Source organism: Neptunomonas sp. ABH4_499 (assembly GCF_056160565.1).
Genome location: NZ_JBSWXK010000004.1, coordinates 112,715 through 132,763, shown reverse-complemented (window position 1 = coordinate 132,763; position 20,049 = coordinate 112,715). Strand labels below are relative to the sequence as shown.

At 47.6% G+C, this 20,049-nt stretch carries 17 protein-coding genes; 7 read left to right on the top strand and 10 right to left on the bottom strand.

All coding sequences use genetic code 11. The features are described from left to right. The first annotated feature begins 61 nt into the window (after positions 1-61). A complete protein-coding gene (locus ACXAF9_RS05505; protein WP_475071412.1) occupies positions 62-526 on the top strand; it encodes a hypothetical protein in 465 nt (154 codons plus the stop codon). 8 nt (positions 527-534) lie between these two features. Here the strand turns inward: ACXAF9_RS05505 and ACXAF9_RS05500 are convergent, their stop codons facing one another. Together ACXAF9_RS05500 and ACXAF9_RS05495 are read right to left on the bottom strand one after the other, a co-directional pair. Next, entirely contained in the window at positions 535-1,125 is a 591-nt protein-coding gene (locus ACXAF9_RS05500) for a TetR/AcrR family transcriptional regulator (RefSeq protein WP_475071410.1), read from the bottom strand. Between the two features lie 82 nt (positions 1,126-1,207). Then, on the bottom strand, positions 1,208-1,768 hold the full coding sequence (locus tag ACXAF9_RS05495) for a hypothetical protein (RefSeq protein ID WP_475071408.1): 561 nt from the start codon (positions 1,766-1,768) through the stop codon (positions 1,208-1,210). A 551-nt stretch (positions 1,769-2,319) separates the two neighbouring features. Between ACXAF9_RS05495 and ACXAF9_RS05490 the strand changes: the two genes are divergently transcribed. Together ACXAF9_RS05490 and ACXAF9_RS05485 are read left to right on the top strand one after the other, a co-directional pair. After that, entirely contained in the window at positions 2,320-5,220 is a 2,901-nt protein-coding gene (locus tag ACXAF9_RS05490) for a toxin VasX (RefSeq protein WP_475071761.1), read from the top strand. Between the two features lie 2 nt (positions 5,221-5,222). Then, entirely contained in the window at positions 5,223-6,200 is a 978-nt protein-coding gene (locus tag ACXAF9_RS05485) for a hypothetical protein (RefSeq protein WP_475071406.1), read from the top strand. 66 nt (positions 6,201-6,266) lie between these two features. On the opposite strand, the gene acnA is transcribed toward ACXAF9_RS05485, so the two are convergent. The 5 genes from acnA to ACXAF9_RS05460 form a co-directional block, all read right to left on the bottom strand. After that, positions 6,267-9,014: an aconitate hydratase AcnA gene (gene acnA / locus ACXAF9_RS05480; protein ID WP_475071404.1), complete on the bottom strand. Its 2,748-nt coding sequence runs from the start codon at positions 9,012-9,014 to the stop codon at positions 6,267-6,269. 269 nt (positions 9,015-9,283) lie between these two features. Further along, a complete protein-coding gene (locus ACXAF9_RS05475) occupies positions 9,284-9,610 on the bottom strand; it encodes an AzlD domain-containing protein (RefSeq protein ID WP_475071402.1) in 327 nt (108 codons plus the stop codon). Further along, the gene (locus ACXAF9_RS05470) at positions 9,603-10,343 is read right to left on the bottom strand and encodes an AzlC family ABC transporter permease (RefSeq protein ID WP_475071400.1); all 741 of its coding nucleotides are present in this window, start codon (positions 10,341-10,343) and stop codon (positions 9,603-9,605) included. The genes ACXAF9_RS05475 and ACXAF9_RS05470 overlap by 8 nt, the downstream gene beginning before the upstream one ends. Positions 10,344-10,352: 9 nt before the next feature. After that, positions 10,353-11,150 carry an MOSC domain-containing protein gene (locus ACXAF9_RS05465; protein ID WP_475071397.1) on the bottom strand — a complete coding sequence of 266 codons (798 nt, stop codon included), beginning with the start codon at positions 11,148-11,150 and terminating at the stop codon, positions 10,353-10,355. Between the two features lie 55 nt (positions 11,151-11,205). After that, positions 11,206-12,057 (bottom strand): SMP-30/gluconolactonase/LRE family protein, encoded by an 852-nt coding sequence (locus ACXAF9_RS05460; RefSeq protein ID WP_475071395.1) that lies wholly within the window; start codon positions 12,055-12,057, stop codon positions 11,206-11,208. 133 nt (positions 12,058-12,190) lie between these two features. Here ACXAF9_RS05460 and ACXAF9_RS05455 point away from each other — a divergent pair, with 133 nt between their 5' ends. From ACXAF9_RS05455 to ACXAF9_RS05440, 4 genes are all read left to right on the top strand, one after another. Beyond that, positions 12,191-12,940, top strand: coding sequence for a helix-turn-helix domain-containing protein (locus ACXAF9_RS05455; protein WP_475071393.1), 750 nt, complete (start codon positions 12,191-12,193; stop codon positions 12,938-12,940). A gap of 136 nt (positions 12,941-13,076) precedes the next feature. Further along, positions 13,077-14,027 (top strand): AEC family transporter, encoded by a 951-nt coding sequence (locus tag ACXAF9_RS05450; protein WP_475071391.1) that lies wholly within the window; start codon positions 13,077-13,079, stop codon positions 14,025-14,027. A 10-nt stretch (positions 14,028-14,037) separates the two neighbouring features. Further along, positions 14,038-15,060, top strand: a complete 1,023-nt coding sequence (locus tag ACXAF9_RS05445) for a LacI family DNA-binding transcriptional regulator (RefSeq protein WP_475071389.1) — start codon at positions 14,038-14,040, stop codon at positions 15,058-15,060. Next, positions 15,057-15,563, top strand: coding sequence for a GNAT family N-acetyltransferase (locus ACXAF9_RS05440; protein WP_475071387.1), 507 nt, complete (start codon positions 15,057-15,059; stop codon positions 15,561-15,563). Before ACXAF9_RS05445 ends, ACXAF9_RS05440 begins: the two co-directional genes overlap by 4 nt. 141 nt (positions 15,564-15,704) lie before the next feature. Here ACXAF9_RS05440 and ACXAF9_RS05435 read toward each other — a convergent pair whose 3' ends face one another. From ACXAF9_RS05435 to ACXAF9_RS05425, 3 genes are read right to left on the bottom strand one after another with little or no spacing between them, the layout of a single operon-like run. Next, positions 15,705-16,997: a DUF6638 family protein gene (locus ACXAF9_RS05435; RefSeq protein WP_475071385.1), complete on the bottom strand. Its 1,293-nt coding sequence runs from the start codon at positions 16,995-16,997 to the stop codon at positions 15,705-15,707. Then, on the bottom strand, positions 16,981-18,882 hold the full coding sequence (locus ACXAF9_RS05430; protein WP_475071383.1) for an ATP-binding protein: 1,902 nt from the start codon (positions 18,880-18,882) through the stop codon (positions 16,981-16,983). The genes ACXAF9_RS05435 and ACXAF9_RS05430 overlap by 17 nt, the downstream gene beginning before the upstream one ends. 11 nt (positions 18,883-18,893) lie before the next feature. Then, positions 18,894-19,997: a hypothetical protein gene (locus ACXAF9_RS05425; protein ID WP_475071381.1), complete on the bottom strand. Its 1,104-nt coding sequence runs from the start codon at positions 19,995-19,997 to the stop codon at positions 18,894-18,896. Between the last annotated feature and the right edge of the window lie 52 nt (positions 19,998-20,049).

The following is a 20,049-nucleotide window of genomic DNA, read 5'->3' as shown; positions in this document are numbered from 1 at the left end:
TGTATTAACTTAGCCTCCTCAATATTATGTCAACATTGTTGACTTTATTGAGGAGGTTGAGATGTTTCATGCAAAAACTCTGTTCTTAGTGGTCACGTTGTTCGGGTTATCTGGGTGTCAGGTAAACGATGTTGCCGTTTCTAATCTATCCGTATCGGGCGAAGTCTCTGCTTCGCACTCCATTCAAATGAGCCCGTCACTTGATGGGAAAGGGACTCTCTACATAGCAATGCTGGAGCAGTGCGATTTAAAAGCGCCATTGGCCGGAGTGGCTACTGTCCCTAATGCTGACTTGAGCCAAGGTCACCGTGTTGCTTTTTCCATCGAGGCAGCGAAGGAGGGGCACTACTTTTTAGCGACCTTTATGGATGAGCAGAGCTTAACCCCCAAAGGACCACCACGACCTACATCGGGGGATATGGTGTACTCTATAAGCGGTTTTGGTGATGGCAAGATTGATTGTGTCGAGGTGTCCGTCCCTCAAAAAGAGCAGGTGCACATCGAGCTTACCGGCCGAAGACCGTGATGTTGCACCTAGTGCTCCAATATGGCGTTGATTAGCCTTTCGATCATAGCATCGACACTTTGATCATCGAACTCAATTGCTTCAAATGCCGTCAGTGCCGCAACCCCGTGTACGGCGGCCCAAATATCCATCGCAAGTGTATGATTTATTTCACTGTCTTGACCTGCGGCTGCCAAGTAGCGCTCTAAAGCACTTTGCAGTCGCTCGAAGGCGGTACGTTCGAGTGTTGGTTCTTTTAAGCGATCATCCAGAGCGGGCAGGCCGCAGCCGCCAAACATAATCTGAAAGATAAGAGGGGTGCTGTTGGCGAATGCTACATACGCTTTGCCCATCTCAACGATGGTGCTTTTGGAGCCTTTGCCATCATCTGCCGTATGGATCATCTCACTTAATTGAGAAAAGCCCCGGCTGGCCACGCCGTGCAGAATGGCCTCTTTATTTTTAAAGTGTCGATAACACGCGGCTGGGTCAATACCCACTTCTCGGGCAACCGCACGTAACGAAAAGTGACTGTTCCCTTTTTCAAGGATCATCTTTTCTGCCGCGTTAAGCAGAGCTTCCCGGGCATTCCCGTGGTGATACGTGTTTTTATCCGTCATTGAGACTCAGCGTAATCGACTTTGAAAAGGTGATCACATCTTTTCAAATATACCGAGTGCGATCAATCGTATACCTATGAAATTAACTACCGCTCTTAGATGCAAGGCCGGTCTGTTTAAGGGCTGCACCGGTTTGGCTGTTTTGGTGGTAAGGCGAGTCTTGATGACGCGCCATAAAGGCCAAACGGTTTTGAGAGTAGCGCGAAGGCGATAGGCAGGATGGACATCGCACTTGGTACGAGGTTTCATTCACGCGGTAATACGCCATCCCGGATTGATCGATACGCCACTTGGCGGTGTGCGTGCCATTGATCATCATGGTGCCGCTCGCGAAGCAGTTGGCCCCTTGCAGTTGATTCAACTGTGCAGTTGCAGGCATGGCTTTCGCTTTTCTGGTAAAGATCTTCTCAACATCCGCTTCAGAGATCGCAAACTGAACACAATCATCCGGTACCTGAGTAGACTCCACCACTTTGGAATACACGCCGTTCAAGCTGATGTTAACGCCGCTGATCTGGCTTTTATTCACTGACATCGCTTGTGCGTTTTGCTTCGTTTGGGTTGGCGTACAAGCAACCAAAGTAAAGAGGCAAGACAAAGTTAATCCACGTAGAGCAGTCGATGAAATGGTTGAGAAGCGCATGTTCACATCCTGTGATGGTTCGCGTTACAGGTGAGTTGTCGGCCCGTTCCAAAGCCGCGACACCCACCCTAACGGATCTCACTTTTAAGATCAATCGGACAAATTCCTAGATTGGTTAGTGTTGAATAAATTACGACTTTGTAAGCGTGCAACATCTAGTGCGCTATGCTGTTTTTTCTGAAGTAGCCAAACTTATTTTCTGGATATCGATGAGTAGCTTAGACTAGGTATTGCCTTGAGTAAGTGACTAACTATCATGCCATACGGAATAAGTGAAATTGATTATGAAGTACACTGGGCAATCGAGTATAGTTGTACGCCATTTAAACGAATAAGGATGTTCGGATATGTCGAAATATGGAAAGCCTAAACAGAGCCCGTCTTTACTTCCAACTCACGAGAGCATAATTACAAACATTATTGAAGGCATGCACAAGCCGGAACCCATGAAGCCAAGGGCTTCAGCAGCTGAGCCTTGTCCAGAAGGGCCTGGTTTCGTGAGTTAAGGTAAAGGACAAGAACGCTCGTACGATCCTTTACCAGAAGGGTACATTCCTCTTTTTCCAACTCGGCTATCAGTTAAAGATGTTGTCCTAAGCGATTTACACATAGAGAGCAGCGCTTTGGATCATGTTGCTCCTGTTGAGTATACGATACTGAACCTTGATTATCATGATTTGGTGCCGATCCGAAAAGGGTACGTTTATATGTACGACCCCGAAATGAAAAAATGGGATGTCTATCGTTACCAAACAGAAGCCGGTGACGAAAATTCCGTTGTCGGGGATCCAAATACCCAAGAAGTTGTTCCAGCTCCTAACTATTCGTTTACTCGGTATAATGTGAAAACAGGCCAAGAGAAACGGTGGCAAGTCGATGTGGTAAGTTGCTCTGAAAAGCAAGGTAGTTTTCCATACCTGTTGCTGCGCGAAGATGCAACAGAAGTCTATGTCGCGTACAGTGAGTTCCGTTGGCCTAAAGCACTGTTTAAAGAAATCGAAAAATCAAATGCGTTTCTTGATCAGTTTATGACACCTGTTTATCCCACTCAAGCTAAACCTCATCATAGAGTGGATAAACTTACTAAGCTACCTAGCTTTTCAAGTTTTTTTGAAAAGGGGCAAGTTAAAGAAGAAGCTAACGAAGCGCTCGTCGAAGAGAATGTTATACGCTACACCGCTAGATATATAAAATCCATAAAAGATATCGCAAGGAATGATCTAGCACTAGAGAGAGCTCTATTCATAGCTTTAGATGATGACGTGGGTAATCTATTAGATGTTAATATGTCTGTACAGAATGCTTATGAGTACTCATTACGCTTTGAAGAGGAGAATGCTTACGCTTTAACAACTGGGAGGATTGTTAAACAGCTTAAGGATAAAGGGGTTGTATCTGAAGATCAGTGGTTTGAGTTTGGTAAGGGTACTGATTACGCATTTCTTGCTGAACTTGATGACAACTTTGAAACTGACTTTAAAGATGTTAATGATGTATCTAAAGCGCTGAAAAAAACAATCGATATACTAATCGCTAAGTGTCATCCTTATCTTGAGAGGGCTGAAAGCTCTACCTATCTGACCCAGCAAAATACTTTAGTAAACTTTGCTGAATCACTCGGGCTAGAAAATAAATCAGAAGTACTGGCGTACATGTTGTTAATTTCCAAAAGGGCCTATGAAGGATTAGAGAGGTCTTCTTCGGGTAAAGAATACGTCTATGAAATTCTTACCGGAGAAAAACCAGAAAGAGCGCCAGATGATCAAGTTTTCTATGGCGATGTTTATGAAAGTGACTCTGCTTATACACTTTTCAAACTTTTTAAAATATTAGAAGGCGTGACGGGTTCTCAAGAGAGAGGGGTTGATTTTAATACTAATTTGTTTGGGGCTTTAAATTCATTCTTTAATACCTTTGCTGATGCAGTAGCTAAAATTTATTGTTTTAATAAGGATGAAGACCCTAATGAAGTTAGTAAGGCTATTAAAAATACTATAAGGGGATTGTTCCGGTTAAAACCTAGAACTCTTCGTAATCCAAGCGATGCCCGGGAAATGATAGCGGAAATATTGGCAAGTACATCTTCTGAGTCGAAACATCAAATTCTTGGAAAGGCTGAAGAAGTCGCAAAAATTAGAGCCGAAACTGGCGGTGGGTCTACTAATAAGGCTTTTCATAAACCTTATGAAGTGACACAGCTTGAGTTTATTTCGGACGCTTCTAAAAAAACGAGTGATCTCAGTAAAGCGTTTTCGGACTTGAATGTATCGGGGCAGCTTTCTAATGGTTTAGGATTATTGGGTGGCCTAATTACCATTGCCATCAATGGTCCTAAAATAGGTGAAAAATATAGAAGCAGTAATGCATATGTGGCATTTACACAAAGTGCGGCAACGCAGATTGCGGGCGGTTTTTTAGATTGTATCGCCGGTTATTATTCAATAATTGATAATAAAGGGCGTTATCTTAAACTAGCTAAAATGTCACACAAAATTATACCTCGGATTACAAGGCATATTGGTAAAAAAGGTGGTTTGAAAACGGCCTTTAAACGGGCGGTTGTTACCGCGCGGGTGCACATAGGTATGACTGGTGCTTTTATCATTGCTTCTTCAATCGTCACTTCTGCTTTAGCGTTGGGGAGTGCTATTGTTGGGTGGAAGAATAGGGATTTAGCGGAGTTTATCGGTAACGGTCTTTGGGCAGTATCTGGAATCTGCTTTGCTGCGGGGCTCTTTTTTACACCTCTTCTCGTATTGGGTTTTTTATGTTTTGTATTTGGTTTTATAACTCAATTTTTTGTGAAAACAGATATAGAGAAATGGGTATATAATGGCTTCTGGGGGACTTCCTATAAACTTGGATACTCCATTAGAGATGACTATGGTGAAGATCTTAAAAGTCGGATTGACTTTAGTGCGAAGTTATATGATCTTAAAGAAGAGTATAAAAAAGAATCTGATATCCCTTCTGCTGAGCCTGAAAATCCTAAAAAAATCGAATATAAGAAAAATGTTAATTTGGCGTATAATCTTTATGACAAGTTTAATAAAGAGATAGCTGAGTTTGAAAATTTAATATCTAGAATTGATTTGTTTGATTTGGCTATTTGGGATAGAGAAGTAAGTGCCTTTTCTTTGCACTTCAAAGATGAGAGTTGTTTGAAGGATATCCGCGTTATAGTGAATGCTGTTACATTTGGCAGCCACTTTAATCAGGAAGATGAAATGTGTAAGGTTGAGTATAATCATATAATGAATGTTCGTTTTTCTCTGCCTTATGAAGTTTTATTTTATTCGGAAGGTAGGGTTGATATTAAAATTCAAGGATTTGACACATATAAAGAAAGATTTGAAAGAAATAATACTACGCATATTGTTTTTACAGTAAGCTATGAAGATGAAGAAGTGTCTAAATCAGGCGAAACAAAAATACTCTTAAGTGAAATTTAGTTATGATAAAAGTTGTTGAGTTTGATAAAGAAGTAGATGCCATTTTTAAGTCAGAAATTCCTGGTCATATTAAGTATGGCTTTCCAATTAAATACTCAGTTAAAGAAGAATCAAGCGAGATAAGGTTAAAGCGCTACTTTCCACAGGTGTGTCGTTTTATTATTGCTACTTACGCTCTCGTTTTTTTGTTTTTTTTGTTTTTTGTTTGGGGGGTTGATGATCTTACAAAAGGAGTTCAAAAGGATTGGGAGTGGCGATATGATTTTGATAGGATGGCTGAAGAATATTACTATACTCACACTGCCTATAATGAGTACAAAACGTTAGAGGAAACTAAAGAAATATTAAGGGTAAGACACCTTAGTTTTAATCTATATCTTTGGCTGTTTGTTATATTTGTTGGACCGGTTTTCTTTATATTTTTAGGCAGTCGCAGAACTCCTGTAGCTGTAAATAAAAAATATCGCCTTATTTATACATGGCACAGAGGACGGCTTTTTTATCATTCCCTGGATAGCAAGTTGGAACATCACAATTTAATGGTTGAAGAGATTCGGTTAGAAAAAAATAAAGGCATTAGTTTTCCTTTAAAAATTAAATTAACCGATTCGCGTGATCCTGAAAAAACACGCTTGTTTACGGTTGGCGCTATGCTAGACCCTTGTGTGCAGCAGTTTTACCCTATAGGCAGAACTATTTTAGCCTACCTTTGTAAAGCCAATTACGACACCGATGATCAGTGGCTCAAGAATGCTTTAGGAACGTATCAAACGCCATTCTCAAGAGCCATTTATACTTTTACGTCTTTTTCGTTTCGAAAAGGGGCTAATTTAGATAGCCCGAAAGTGCAGCGAGCGGTACAGGAAGTCCTCGCTAAGTACCCGCCTAAACCGCCAGAGGATAATTTTTTCGAAGCTGAACGAGAGTATTTTAAAACAGGGCGATTTGAAGGGGATGAGCTTTTGTTCCCTGAAGGGTAGTTATTTTTAGCTTTAATGAGAAAAGGCCCGAGCATTCGGGCCTTTTCATCTTATTGCTCAGTAAACTTACGACTTCATCAGCGCGCGCAGCACATAGTGCAGTATGCCGCCGTGTTTGTAGTAGTTAAGCTCGTTCTCGGTATCGATGCGGGATTTAAGCGCAACGTTGGCTTTGGCACCATCTGGATAGGTGATGGTGGCTTCTAAGCGCTCACCAGGCTTCATGCTGGCGATTCCGGTGATGGTGAAGGTCTCTTCGCCGGTTAGGTTTAGGCTGTTGCGATCTTCGCCTTCCACAAACTGCAGGGGTAAAACACCCATGCCGATTAAGTTGGAGCGGTGGATACGTTCGAAGGACTCTGCGATAACCGCTTTAACGCCCAATAAACGTGTACCTTTAGCTGCCCAGTCGCGGGAGGAGCCAGTACCGTACTCTTTACCGGCAACGACCACGAGGGAGGTTTGGGTTTCGGCGTATTTCATTGCGGCGTCATAAATGGCCAATTGTTCGCCACTTGGTATGTGGCGGGTAAAGCCACCTTCGACACCATCGAGCATCTCGTTACGGATACGTACGTTCGCAAAGGTACCGCGCATCATCACTTCGTGGTTACCACGACGTGAACCGTAGGAGTTAAAGTCTTTTGGCTCAATCCCTTTCTCTTGCAGGTAACGACCGGCCGGGCTGTCCGCTTTGATGTTACCGGCAGGGGAGATGTGGTCAGTAGTGACCGAATCACCAAATTTTGCCAGTACGCTCGCATCGACGATATCCGTTAGGGCTTCTGGGTTTTCGCCCATGCCTTCAAAGAACGGCGGATGCTGAATGTAGGTCGAGTCTTTCGACCATGCGTAGGTGTTGCTCTCTGGGACTTGAATCGATTGCCACTGCGCATCGCCATCAAAGACTTGCGCGTACTCGGTGCGGAACATATCCGTTTTGACTTGTTCAACCGCGTTTGCAATCTCTCGCTGGGTTGGCCAAATGTCTTTTAGATAAACCGGATCACCGTTACTGTCGCGACCAAGTGGCTCGCTCGCCAAATCAACACGCACACTACCAGCCAGTGCATAGGCAACGACTAACGGTGGTGAAGCCAACCAGTTGGTTTTGATGAACGGGTGGATACGGCCTTCGAAGTTACGGTTACCGGAAAGCACCGCTGCCACGGTTAAATCTTTATCGCGGATCGACTGCTCAATAGGGTCAGGCAGTGGGCCGGAGTTACCGATACAGGTAGTGCAACCATAGCCGACCAGATCAAAACCCAGCTCGTCCAAATAAGGTTGTAGGCCACTGGCGCTTAGGTATTCAGTTACTACTTTGGAGCCTGGAGCCAGCGATGTTTTCACCCAAGGCTGGCTTTCGAGGCCACGCTCACGGGCTTTTTTCGCCAATAAACCTGCGGCCAGCATCACACTAGGGTTCGAGGTATTGGTACAGGAGGTGATCGCCGCAATCACCACCGCGCCATGGTTTAGGCGGAAGCCCTTACCTTTGTAATGGATGCTGGTATCGCCTTGCTCACCGGCCATGCTGTTATCCGCACCCACAGCCGTGTCGCCACCTTCGGAGAGGAATTTCGCTTCTTCGATGATGTTGATGTTCGGCAGGCTATCGCTTAATAGCGTATCAAACGTGGTCTTCATCTGACCTAAGGGGACGCGGTCTTGAGGGCGTTTAGGGCCTGCCAAGCTTGATTCGACTGTGCTCATGTCAAGATGCAGTGTATCGGTAAAGATGGGCTCGTGGCCCGGCTCACGCCACAGACCTTGTGTCTTAGCGTATTGTTCGACCAGATCGATCTGTTGATCGGTTCGGCCCGATAAGCGAAGGTAATTCAGGGTCTCATCATCCACAGGGAAGAAACCACACGTTGCGCCGTATTCCGGTGCCATGTTGGCGATGGTTGCGCGGTCGGCCAGTGGAAGGTCTTTAAGGCCGTCGCCGTAAAACTCAACAAACTTACCGACAACGCCAAGCTTACGCAGCATTTGAACCACGGTAAGTACCAAGTCGGTAGCGGTGATGCCTTCTTTGAGTTTACCCGTCAGCTTAAAGCCAACCACTTCTGGGATCAGCATGGACACTGGCTGACCCAGCATGGCCGCTTCGGCCTCAATACCGCCTACACCCCAGCCAAGTACGCCAAGACCATTGATCATGGTGGTGTGGGAGTCTGTGCCGACCAGCGTGTCTGGGTAAGCGAAGGTTTTACCATCGGTCTCTTCGGTGAAAACGGTTTTGCCCAAGTACTCAAGGTTTACTTGGTGGCAGATACCGGTTCCCGGTGGGACCACACTGAAGTTGTTGAAGGCTTTTTGCGTCCAACGAAGGAACTCGTAACGCTCTTGGTTACGTTCCATTTCGATGGCGACATTGTCTTTAAACGCGCTTTCATCGCCGTAGTGGTCGACCATTACAGAGTGGTCAATGACCAAATCGACAGGGGATAGCGGGTTGATTTTGTTTGGGTCGCCGCCCATTTTGGCGATCGCATCTCGCATGGAGGCCAGGTCAACCGCCCCGGGTACACCGGTAAAATCCTGCATCAACACACGGGCTGGTCGGTAACCGATCTCACGGGTGGATTTGGCTTCTTTTTGCCAATCCACTAAGGCTTTCGCGTCTTCGGTTGTGGTGGTTTCGCCGTCGATAAAACGCAGTTGGTTCTCGAGTAAAATTTTAAGGGTGTTGGGCAATCGATCGATATTGCCGTACTGCTCGGCGGCTTTGGATAGGCTGTAAAAGTGATAGGTTTGACCGTTAACATCGAGTGAGGTTAACAGGTTTGAATCGGCATTAAATTTCACGGTTTGTCTCCTGTGTGCCTCTTTGGGCACTTTGTGGCGGAGCGGTCTTGGATGCCTTTAGCGGGCCAAGTTAACTCTCGCCACTTGCTCCATCGGTACGTTACATGTACGCGCATCGTAAAGAGATAGACCGTAAATTCAGGAAAAATTCCATCGGGAAGGGCAACGGTGTGTTATCGAGATCCAACCAAAGGCGACATAAAAGCGTCACCTTCATTGGTGAGTTGGATCGTTTGGTTATTAGATTTCTAAAGGTATCTAATCGTTTTTTAGAAAAAACGCAGCAGTATAAATACCAGCATGCCGCCCACAATGGTGGTCAGCAGGTGACGAAACACCATGCAGATAATCGCAGAGGCAATACCGGCAACCAGCCAAGGGTTGTGTGCACTGACCCAGAGCTCGCCTTTGGGCATGGTAATGGCTGGGACGATGATCGCGGTTAAAACGGCCACGGGCACAAAGGATAACGCATGACTTAACCACGCTGGGAAAGCGATTTTCTGGGCAAAGGCGAACAAAAAGAAGCGTGTTCCAAAGGTGACCACAAACATCCCCACAATAAGAAGCCACTCGCTGTTTAACCAATCAGCCATGTTGGGATTCCTTTTGTGATGCTTTATCTGGGTCGGTAACTTGGGTTTTGAGTGCAAGGCTCAGTGCAAAACCGACGCACACTCCGGATAAGCCAGAGACCATCAACCCCAGTTTATTGGGTAGGGAGTAGGTCACAATGCTCAATGCCCCAGCTGTTACAGCGGCGGCGATCATCGGGCGATTACGAAGGTAGGGCATGACCATCCCGATGAAGGTTACTGCCATCGCGAAATCCAAGCCCCAACTGGTCATATCGGGGAACAACTCCCCCAAGCTGATCCCAAGTAGGGTGCATAGAATCCAGTTACCGTACATGGCGATAAAGGAGCCCAGATAAAACCAGTGGGCGTTCTCGATACCGCTGTTGCTGTTCATAAAGCGGTTATTCACCGACGCAAAGGTCTCATCGGTTAAACCAAACGCCATCACCGCTCGCCAGCGTAAGGGCAAATGGCGCACTTTGGGCACCATATTAGCTGCGTACAACATGTGGCGTAGGTTCACGACAAAGGTGGTCGCGATGATGATCGGTGCTGTAGCACCTGCGGCCAGCATGCCAAGGGCGATAAACTGACTGGCGCCGGCATAGACAAAAATTGACATGGCCAACGCGCCGATCCAACTTAGGCCGCTAGGTTCGGCCAGCGTCCCGAAGATGATGCCAAACGGAATCGCCCCCACAATCATGGGGATCGTGGCTTTAACGCCATCGAAAAACTCTTTGGATTTCATGGGTGGTGCTCAGTCCAGAATCTCGACATCCATACCGACTTCAATCAAGCCTTCGGTTTCGGCAATCAAGTTTTGGCCAAAGAGTGGGCGTTTTCTCTCGTCCGAGTGATGTTGGATCAGGTTGCGAAGCGGCTCTTGTTTTGGATGGAACTCCATAGTGCGCGGCTTTAAGGTGATCAACTTACAACGGGTGCAAGGGGAGTGAACACGGTAAACCACATCACCAATACGGATGCGCTCCCAACCATCTTCGGCATAGGCTTCAGCGCCCTCAATGACAAGATTGGGACGAAACTGCTCCATAATGATGGGGCCATCGCATTGGGTTTGTAGCTCATCAAGGGATGCGGTGTTGGTTAAAAGCAGCGGATAGCCATCGGCAAAGCTCACTTGTCGATCACCGACATCTTCAATCGGGCGACTGGAGAGCGATCCAAAAAACAATAGTTTGGCAGGCTCGCCTAAAAAGTCCGAGATCCAGGCTTCGGCTTCTGGCCCGCAAAATTGCGCACCAAATGTGCTTTTCCACACGGTGGCGGATGTGTAAAGGTGTGGATAATCGCGCTCGATCAGCTTTAAAGGTGCTTTGCCTTCGGCGGTTAAAATCAATCCACCATTGATCGGCGTGGCTTGCAGCGACAGGAGTTTTGGGTGTTTACGGCCTGTTAAAAACAAGCCGTCCGGGTTCGTGACCAGATAACGTCGATCCCCTGCTAAGCCCCACTCATCAATCCAACCGCGGCTAATGTTGACCGGGGCGGAGGATTTAACAGGGTATTGGTGCAAGCTTGCGATGCGGATGGTCACGAAAGATCCCTCATGTTGGCGTATCCAAAAGAGGGATCATTGTAGAGCGGTTTTCTTACGGCTGCCAAGCACTCACTGTTCCATCCATCATCATCGGCGTATACAAGGTTTGATCGATAGCATGGATGTCGGCAAGCCCTTGTCCTAAGTGGCGTTTTGCGCTGCCATCGGCCTTCATTAAATCGCCTGCCAGCCAATCACTGATCCACAGCGTATCGCCGATGCGAGTGATGCCATCAATATTGCCAAGCGGCTTTCCATCCAACAGTGGCGAGAGTGATTCATCGCTTAAGTTGATTTGGTAAAGAACCCCAGGCGTGGTGGTACTGAAATCCTCGTTCATGCCTTGGCCCCAATTCCCGACAATCAGAGTGTTGTCTTCCCATAACACACCGTTAGGGTGTTCAAGTTCTGGGTAGGTTTTCCAAAGGGCTAAGGTATCGTCTTTAAGGCGGTACACACCGCCCCCGATCAAGTCGGAGACATACACCACCCCGTTAGGGGCGGCGGTTACATCGTTCAACATCTTCGCATCGCTGACTTCCCACACGTGGCTGGTTTGTCCGCTGTTTAAATCGATTTTATGCAAACGGGTAAGGTCCGCGACGTACAGAAACCCGTCATGAATCGCCATGCCTTTAGGCGCATCCAATCCCGTCGCCCAGTGTTGCTCGACCCACTTGCCATTAGCGGTGATTTTACTGATGTAGCCTTTTCCGTTTTTCTCCATCGGGGTGCCGTTAATGTTGCTCACATACAAGTAGGTTTGATCACCGACCACAGACTCGGGTTGCTCAAAGCCTGTTAACGTCCAAAGTGGGGCATCGTTTGCGGCAAGCGCTGTGTTGCTCGCGACCATTAACGTGCCAGTGATCAAAACGGTGGAGAAGTGTGTTCGAAAAGCCATTGTGAAATCCTTTTGATGTGATGGATGAATGACGCTTTTGTCTCACTTATCGATTCATATGTGAATCATTATTGGTTAAAGTGTCGTAATATGATCCTTTTTGTGGGTCTCTTAGATCATTTTGGAGATGGGTATGCATCATCGGCAAGGCGGTATCTTTCAAACCTTAAAAGAGGTGATGAAGGCAAAAGGGGTCACTTACAAAGCGCTGGCGACTGAGATGGCAGTATCGGAACCCACCATCAAGCGGGTGTTTCAAGATCAAGATTGTAAGCTCAGTCGATTGCTTGAGATCTGCAAAGCCTTGTCCATCGATGTGGAAACCCTATTGGATATGAGCGAGCGACAACGGCCCGAGATCAAACCCATCTCGGCTGACGCAGAGCAGGCGCTCGCCAACAACCGCACCTTGCTTTACCTCTTTATGCTGTTGGTCAGCGATGTGCCATTACATGAGATTCAGCGCACCAGTGGGTTTAGTGATGCCGAGGTGTATCAATACCTGCGTCAGCTAGAGGAGATCGGTCTTCTGCGGGTGGGGGTGGAAAATCGCATTACTTTTCTTATCGAAAAACCGATCAAGTGGCGGTTGGATGGCCCATTGCATCCGATTTTAGTGGGCGTAAACCAAGCCTTTGTTCAAAAAGCCGTTGAGAGCCACAACACCGATCAAACCCCGTTTTACTCGGCCAGTCGAATGGTGAGTGACCAAAGCCGAGAGGAGCTAGATCGCGCCTTCCAAGAGCTCTACGAGCGGTTTCATAAGTTGGCTTCACTCGACAAAGTGATGTTGCCCAAGGATCAATTAAAGCCTTACAAACTTTTGGCGACAATGGCTCCGTTCGACGCGTTGTATTACTTTCGGCATACACATCAAGCCTGATCTAAAACCGCAACAGTGCGTTGATCAACCCGTTTGATCTCAAAATGATGTACGTTATCATTTTTGTGATAAGCTGCTTCTCCATCATCAGAGTCGTGCGTTTTGACGCGGCTCGTTTTCAAGGAGCGGCCCCATCATGACGGATCAGGCGCAGTTATTTCATCAAATATTCTTAGTCATCGGCCCAGTATTTGGTTTGGTGATTATTGGTATTGTGCTTAAGCGTTTAAAACTGATTGATGCTGGGTTTATTACGACTGCTTCTAACTTGGTTTTCCGTGCCACCATGCCAACGCTCTTGTTCATGAGCATTTTGCAATCGGATTTGAGTACGGCGTTTCAGCCAAAATTAGTCTTATACTTCTCGGCCGCTACCGTGATGGGCTTTGTTATTGCTTGGCTGTGGGCGCTTAGAAGCGTGCCCATAGAGGATAGGGGCGTGTATGTCCAAGGGGCTTTTCGGGGCAATTGCGGCATTATGAGTTTGGCGTTAGCCACCAACCAATATGGCGATTATGGTTTGTCCGTTGGCGGGGTACTGTCCGGTTTTGTGGTTGTCATTTTTAATGTGCTTTCTGCGGTTGTTCTCTCAATCTATAGCCCGACTTTTGATGCCAATCTTAAAAGTATGATGCGACAAGTTGCTCGTAACCCGCTCATTATATCGGTCGTTGCTGGTCTGGCTGGATCTTACTTTGGCTTGCAACTACCAGAGTGGATGATCAAAACCGGTAACTATTTCGGTGCTATGTCGCTGCCCATAGCCTTGATCTGTATCGGCGGAACGTTATCGTTAGCGTCTTTTAAAGCTTCTGGACGGGTAACGCTGGGATCAAGCTTATTCAAAGTGGTCTGGATTCCACTGATTTTTGTTACGATTGCATGGGCAATCGGGTTTGAGGGGCGTGAGTTAGGTATATTGTTCCTGTTCTTTGCAACACCCACTGCTGCGGCCAGTTATGTTATGGCGCGTGCAGCAGGTTCCAATGCCGAACTTGCCGCCAACATCATTGCGCTGACAACCGTTATTTCGGTGGTCAGTATCATGGTTGGGTTGTACATTTTGCATCTGTTACAGCTGATTTAACCAAAGAAGAATGAAAAAGCCGCACCCATCGCACAAAGAGCACAGCCAGATCACTTTATTGGATGTAGCTAAGCACGCGGGCGTATCGCCCATTACGGTGTCTCGGGTATTGAATGACCCCGACAAGGTAAAAGCGAAAACGCAGGAGAAGGTCAAAGCGGCCATCAAAGAGATCGGCTACGTGCCCAATATGCTGGCGGGTGGCTTGGTCTCTTCACGCAGCAAATTGATTGTGGTGGTCGTACCCAGTATCGCCCACCGCATCTTCGTGACCTCGATCCACCGCATCACAGAGCGCATGACCCAAGCGGGATATCAGGTGCTTCTGAGCCAAACCTTTTTTGACACCGACAGCGAATACGAGCAGATCCAAAAAGTCCTCTCGCGCCAGCCGGATGCGGTGGTATTAACCACACCCTTGGTCTCGGAAGATGCACGAGCGCTGTTGATCTCCCGACAAGTGCCGGTGGTCGAAATTTGGGATTATCACGATCACCCGATCGATGCGATGGTGGGGTTCTCCCACATCGCCTTGGGGCAGGCCATGGCAAAAGTGATGTTGGATAAAGGCCACCAGCGTTTTAGTTTAATATGGGTTGATGATACCCGCGGTCAGGTTCGCTGCCGAGCGTGTCAGCACTACTTAGAAGAGGCTGTTGCAACGGTCGAATCGGTCATGCTGATCAAACCGCCTGTGTCGGTGGTAGAGGGTAAAAAGGCGATGGCGTCGTTACTTGATGATGGGGTTCAATCCTCTGCGGTGATTTGCAGTAATGATCTGATCACCCAAGGGGCCGTCGCGTGTTTATTGGAGCGCGGTATCCAAATACCCGAACAAGTCGCGCTAGTGGGTTTTGGTAATATCGATTTCACCGCCCATGTGTACCCAAGCCTTTCCACCTTTAGCGTGACCAACGAAGCGATTGGCGATATCGCCTCCGATATGTTGTTAAAGCGCCTAAATGGCGAAGCTGGCGCACAGACACTGAAACACGATATTGGCTTTACCTTTGAAGACCGGGGTACGTCGTGACCGATAAACGCATCGAGATATCACCCTTCTGCGATGGCGAATCCAATGCCTTGGCGGATCTGTTTACTGCCTCCGTCCATGGGATTGATGATGCGTTGTATTCGCCAGCGCAAAAAAGCGCATGGGCACCACTCAAGATCGATTATCCCTTTTGGCAGACCCGGTTTGTGAACACTCAACCTTGGGTCGCCCGCATGGCTGGTCGGCCGGTCGGGTTTGCCGAGCTTATCTGCTTTCCTGAAAAGAGTGCAGGCTACATCGATTGCTTCTACGTTCACCCCAACACTCAAGGCCAAGGGGTTGGCCGAGCCTTGCTGAACCAGCTTATCCACAAGGCAAAAGAGCAGGGACTCACCCATTTAACCACCGATGCATCGCTTGCGGCTGTGCCGTTTTTTAGCGCTTTTGGGTTTGTTGAAGGACAACGTAACACGCATCACCGAGCGGGTGAGGTGTTGGTGAATGTGACGATGACCTTAACTATAAAAAGCTTAAGGACGTAACCTTTAAGGAGGATACTATTTAGAGGTCGTCACGACTTTCAATCACCTTCCTTAGCCCAAGGGGTCGTGTATGAGTTATTTTTGATAACACATCATACATAGTATGTTTCAACAAGGAGGAGCGGGTACCCTGAATCAAGGTTACCCGAGCGTATGTCTGTCTAACTCTTCGATGAGGTCTCGGTTGTCTTCGATAAACGCCATGATCATCCGCTGTTTAGCGGCTTTTGAGTGTTGAAGTCGTTCGCGGAACAGATCTCGATTGTACGCAAAACAGCGAATATGACTGTGCGGCGTAAAATAGCTGATAAGGTGGTTGAGCACGGCGGCATGGTGCTCGGCAAAGTCGTTTTCAGCGACCTTGCAGGTGTAAAACACACCGATGCTTTCATCGACGGGTTTATTCAAGTCCAGCATACGGCCAAGTTCATAGAGGTGATGGAAATCGTCTGGCAGAGCCGAAAAGTTCTGCTCAATGTAGCGCTTTAGGTAACTGTCCGTGACGTGCCTTGGCTCGCTGTTTTGGATCGTAAAGAGCTGCTCCAACACCACATTGCGTTGCTTTTGCTTTAAACGATTACGCATATCGATTAACGCTTGGCCTTTGAGCGGCTCGATCAAATCTTCGTGGGTGAGAAAACGATAGACCTCAACCGGGTTGGTTGCGCTGATCACCCGAACACCCAATGTCTCGAGTTCTTCCTCCCGGCTTTGATCTAGGGGGATGACTACGGCTTTGTGCGCTTCATTCACTGGATGGAACACATACATGCCACCACAATGTTTCGAGTAAAAAATGCTTTGCTCAAATTGAGTAATGGCTGGGATCAGCACAGACGGCTGCTCAACATCTAAGTTTTCTGCAATCGACAGCAAGCGCTTGAAGGTATTGGGGTCAATCCAAGCGTCTTCATCAAGGGCTAACAGTCGCTTGGTTTCTTCGGTGTAGGCATGAGCTGTCGAGATCAATTCGCGGTGTGTATCGACCAGCACATCAATGTGCCGAATCGATAATACATCTTCCAAGGACTGTACTTTAAAGATGTTATTTTCAAGCTCACCATATAAGGCATCGCGAGCCGTCAGTGCCACAATGGTGTTAAAGTTTTGGCGAATAAAAGCTTTTATGATCCAGATGGTCGTCGAAAAGTGCGCCCGTACAATCGGGTAGTTTTGCTGATGGACGCTGACCAAAATGAATTTTTTGTTGATGCCGTTGACGTTCAAGTAGTCTGGGTCACCACACTCTTTGGCAATCTCGGGCGAATAGCCACTGCAGTCGATGTGAAACAGCTCAAGTTCGGTCGTAAAATCGCACAGATCTTTTAACGCCCGGTTGTAACGCTCAATCAGATGCGGGGACTCAATCCGCATCAATCGCTCTTGCGTGAGTAGCTCAATCGCCTCATCCGAGACCTTACTGATCGTGTGCATGATGGCCTCGTGACTGCTGATAGTGTGAGAGGGCTTGCTCTTTTAGTCCAAGCTCACGCACCATGTTTTGGATGGCGACATCGTCCGATTTACCCGCATAACGGAACTCAGAATCGGCGTAGCGGTTGATCTCTTGAAGAAGCATGTCTGGGGTAATTGGCACACACAGCTCTTCGATCATGGCGCGTTTGGTTTCGTACGGCTTGAACAGGAACAGATCAGGGTGCTCAAACCACTCATCCGGCAGCTCAAAGTCCATGGATCGTACTTTTGCGGCATCGGTAATGTTCTTGATGGCGCGTCCAGTAAAGCGATCATCGGCTTGCTGGATGGCTTTCAAGTAGTAACCAATGTTAGCCAGTGTATCCAGTTCACCGTGTTGGTGAATCACACGTTCGTAAACCTCAAGTAGCTTAGCTTCTTGGGGCTTTGCATGTGCCTCGTAACTGGCTTTGACCGCTTGCTGAATCGCTTGGGTAGTAAATAGCTCGATATCACCAGTTGGGATGGTGTGACGCTTACCCAAGAGCAGCGCCAAAATATCCACATAGTCCTCGTAGGTTTTGGGGCCATCGATCAAAAAACGAGCGGCGGCGCGTTGGCGCAAGGCATCATCGACGTTTTCTGGATAGTTCGAGAACATCCCAAAGCTGCAGTTTCCGCGCACTAGGGTGTTGGCACCCGCGAAGGACTCCATCAAGACGGCGGTCACTTCCTGCTGACCGCTGGAGCTTTGTTTATCCCCACGTTTGCCGGCTACTTGGTCGATGTCATCAATCGTACCGAAACCAATAACGGACGGGTTAAGAACATTGCGAATGAAAGACTTCGCGTTCTGGCCGGATTGCCCTTGGTAGGAGCTGATGCAATCAGGGCCAAAGTTTTCGTAATAGAACGGGTAATCAACCTGTTGGCAGTAGTCGTTTAAGAGGCCCGCCAGCATCTGAATCAGGGTAGTTTTACCTGTGCCTGGGTTCCCATCACCCATAAAGGTGAAGATAAAGCCGCCGAGTTCCGCAAACGGGTTGAGCTTACGTTCAAAATCGTAGCACATCATCATTTTGGCAAGCTTGGCCGCTTGGTATTTAGCTACGGCGTTACCGATGACCTCTTCTGGCTTTTTAAACGCCATGCTCAAGCGTTGCGTTTTGGGGGCTAAGCTGCGCTCAAATCCGTTGATCTCGAAGTGATCTTTCTTGACCTGATAAGTGCAACGGGTAAATAAGTGCACTTTCTTAAGGTCGGCACTGATCAGATCAATCTGGTCTTGAAAGGCGTTACACATGCTGTGAATCAGCTCGAACAGCCGATCATCATTGTGAGCATGCTCTTTGATGGCCGAGGCTAAGTGCGCGATGATATCGTTCATTGTGTCGGCCGGTGTCTTTAACGCAAGGGCCGGCGGGGTAAAGTCAAACGTCGCCGCGTCCGACCCGACTTCAAGATGCGCTTGTACGTAGTTACAAAATACCGAAGCCACGATAGCGGCATTGGTGTGTAACAGAGCATGAAACTCGGTAACGTCATTGCCGTGCAATAAGCCTTTACTGTTTTTACTCAGAAGCTCATTCAGACCCGATGGCTGATCAAATTGTGATGCGGTGGCGGAGGCAATCGCCATCCCTCTGAGCATTACTGTCAATGCGTGGTGCTGCACGTCCGTTAAGATTGGGAGCTCAGGTGTGAGTGCGTGCAAGGTATCCGCAAGGGTGAAGCTTTCGGTAAGTTGGCGTAAGCCGCCCCCAATGGCGCTGGCGCTGAACGAAGCTGGCGACTTACTGGATTGGGTTCTCAGATTAACCGGCTTTAGCAGGTATTTATCCACCTGCGCGATCTTTTCCTGAATCAGGGACTCTTTAATTTCGATCAGTTGCTTAGATTCCATTCCAATGCCTTTTAGTGATCAAACGTCAGATACTTGTTGTACTGAAAGATGGGGTTATCCGGTTGCTCTTGCAGAATTTGGTAGGCTTCGTACGGCAAAAAAACATCTTGCTGGATGCGCGTTGCCCCAGCGTTAAACTGCGAGAAGTCCTGATGATCGACATCGTAGATCTGTTCAATTTGCGATCCAAAGAAGCCTTTTTTAATGGTGCGCTCTCCTTTTGAGAGCAAGGTTTCGGTCGAGCAGACCATGAGCCATTGATCATTTGGATTGCGGATCGGCTCCAGAATACGGGCGATCTGATCATTGTGTTCTGTCACATTGTGCATGTAGAAAGGGCCCATGATGATCCGTTTGATCGATAATGGATGAACATCTTCAAAGCGAAGATCAAACTCTTTCGCAAAATGCACCAGCTTTAACGTGGCGAAGGCTTTGCCTTGAACGTACTGGTTTAACCACTCCAGTAATTCGGATTGTGGGGTCAGCTCTTCTTTACCGCTGTAGCGAAACTCGACCAAGTACACGACCGGCAGATTCAGCTCCGGATCAAACGCCGACCAGTGCAACAAACGGCGGCCATCCGGTAGGGTGTCTTCCGCTTCAAGGACTGCATCACGAGAGGCACTGAACACATAATCATCGATTAAGCGCTGATAGTAGCGGCGCATCGAGAGCTTATGCAGGTGGCTAAAGGGCAGTGACTTATCGCTCAAAATACTCTGGAGAATATCCTGCTGGGTCTTCTCAACAGGGCCGAGCTTCTCAAGCATCGCTTCGGCGTTTTTACGCGCGTTCCGTGTGGATAGCAGTTCCGACATGGCCGGCATACCTGAACCTGTTTGGCACATGTATAACGGGGCTTGGTCGATTTCGGGCAGTTGTGCGTTAAAGCGAAATTTATCTTTTAGGGCCGCAAACAAACTGCCGAGTGCCATAATCTCCAAATGGGTGATCATGTCACTGACCTGCTCGGTCTCGGATAATTGATCGATGGCTTGGTTTGAAATCGTGGCCAGATGGCGAAACGCATCACTCAAACAATCAAGATAATGATTGATCAGCTCAGGTGATTGCATCTGGACGATGCCCGCAGGCAAGACTCGCGTCGTCATGATGAATCCAAGTAATCAGACTAAGAAAGGAAAGGGGATTCCCCCTTTCCGG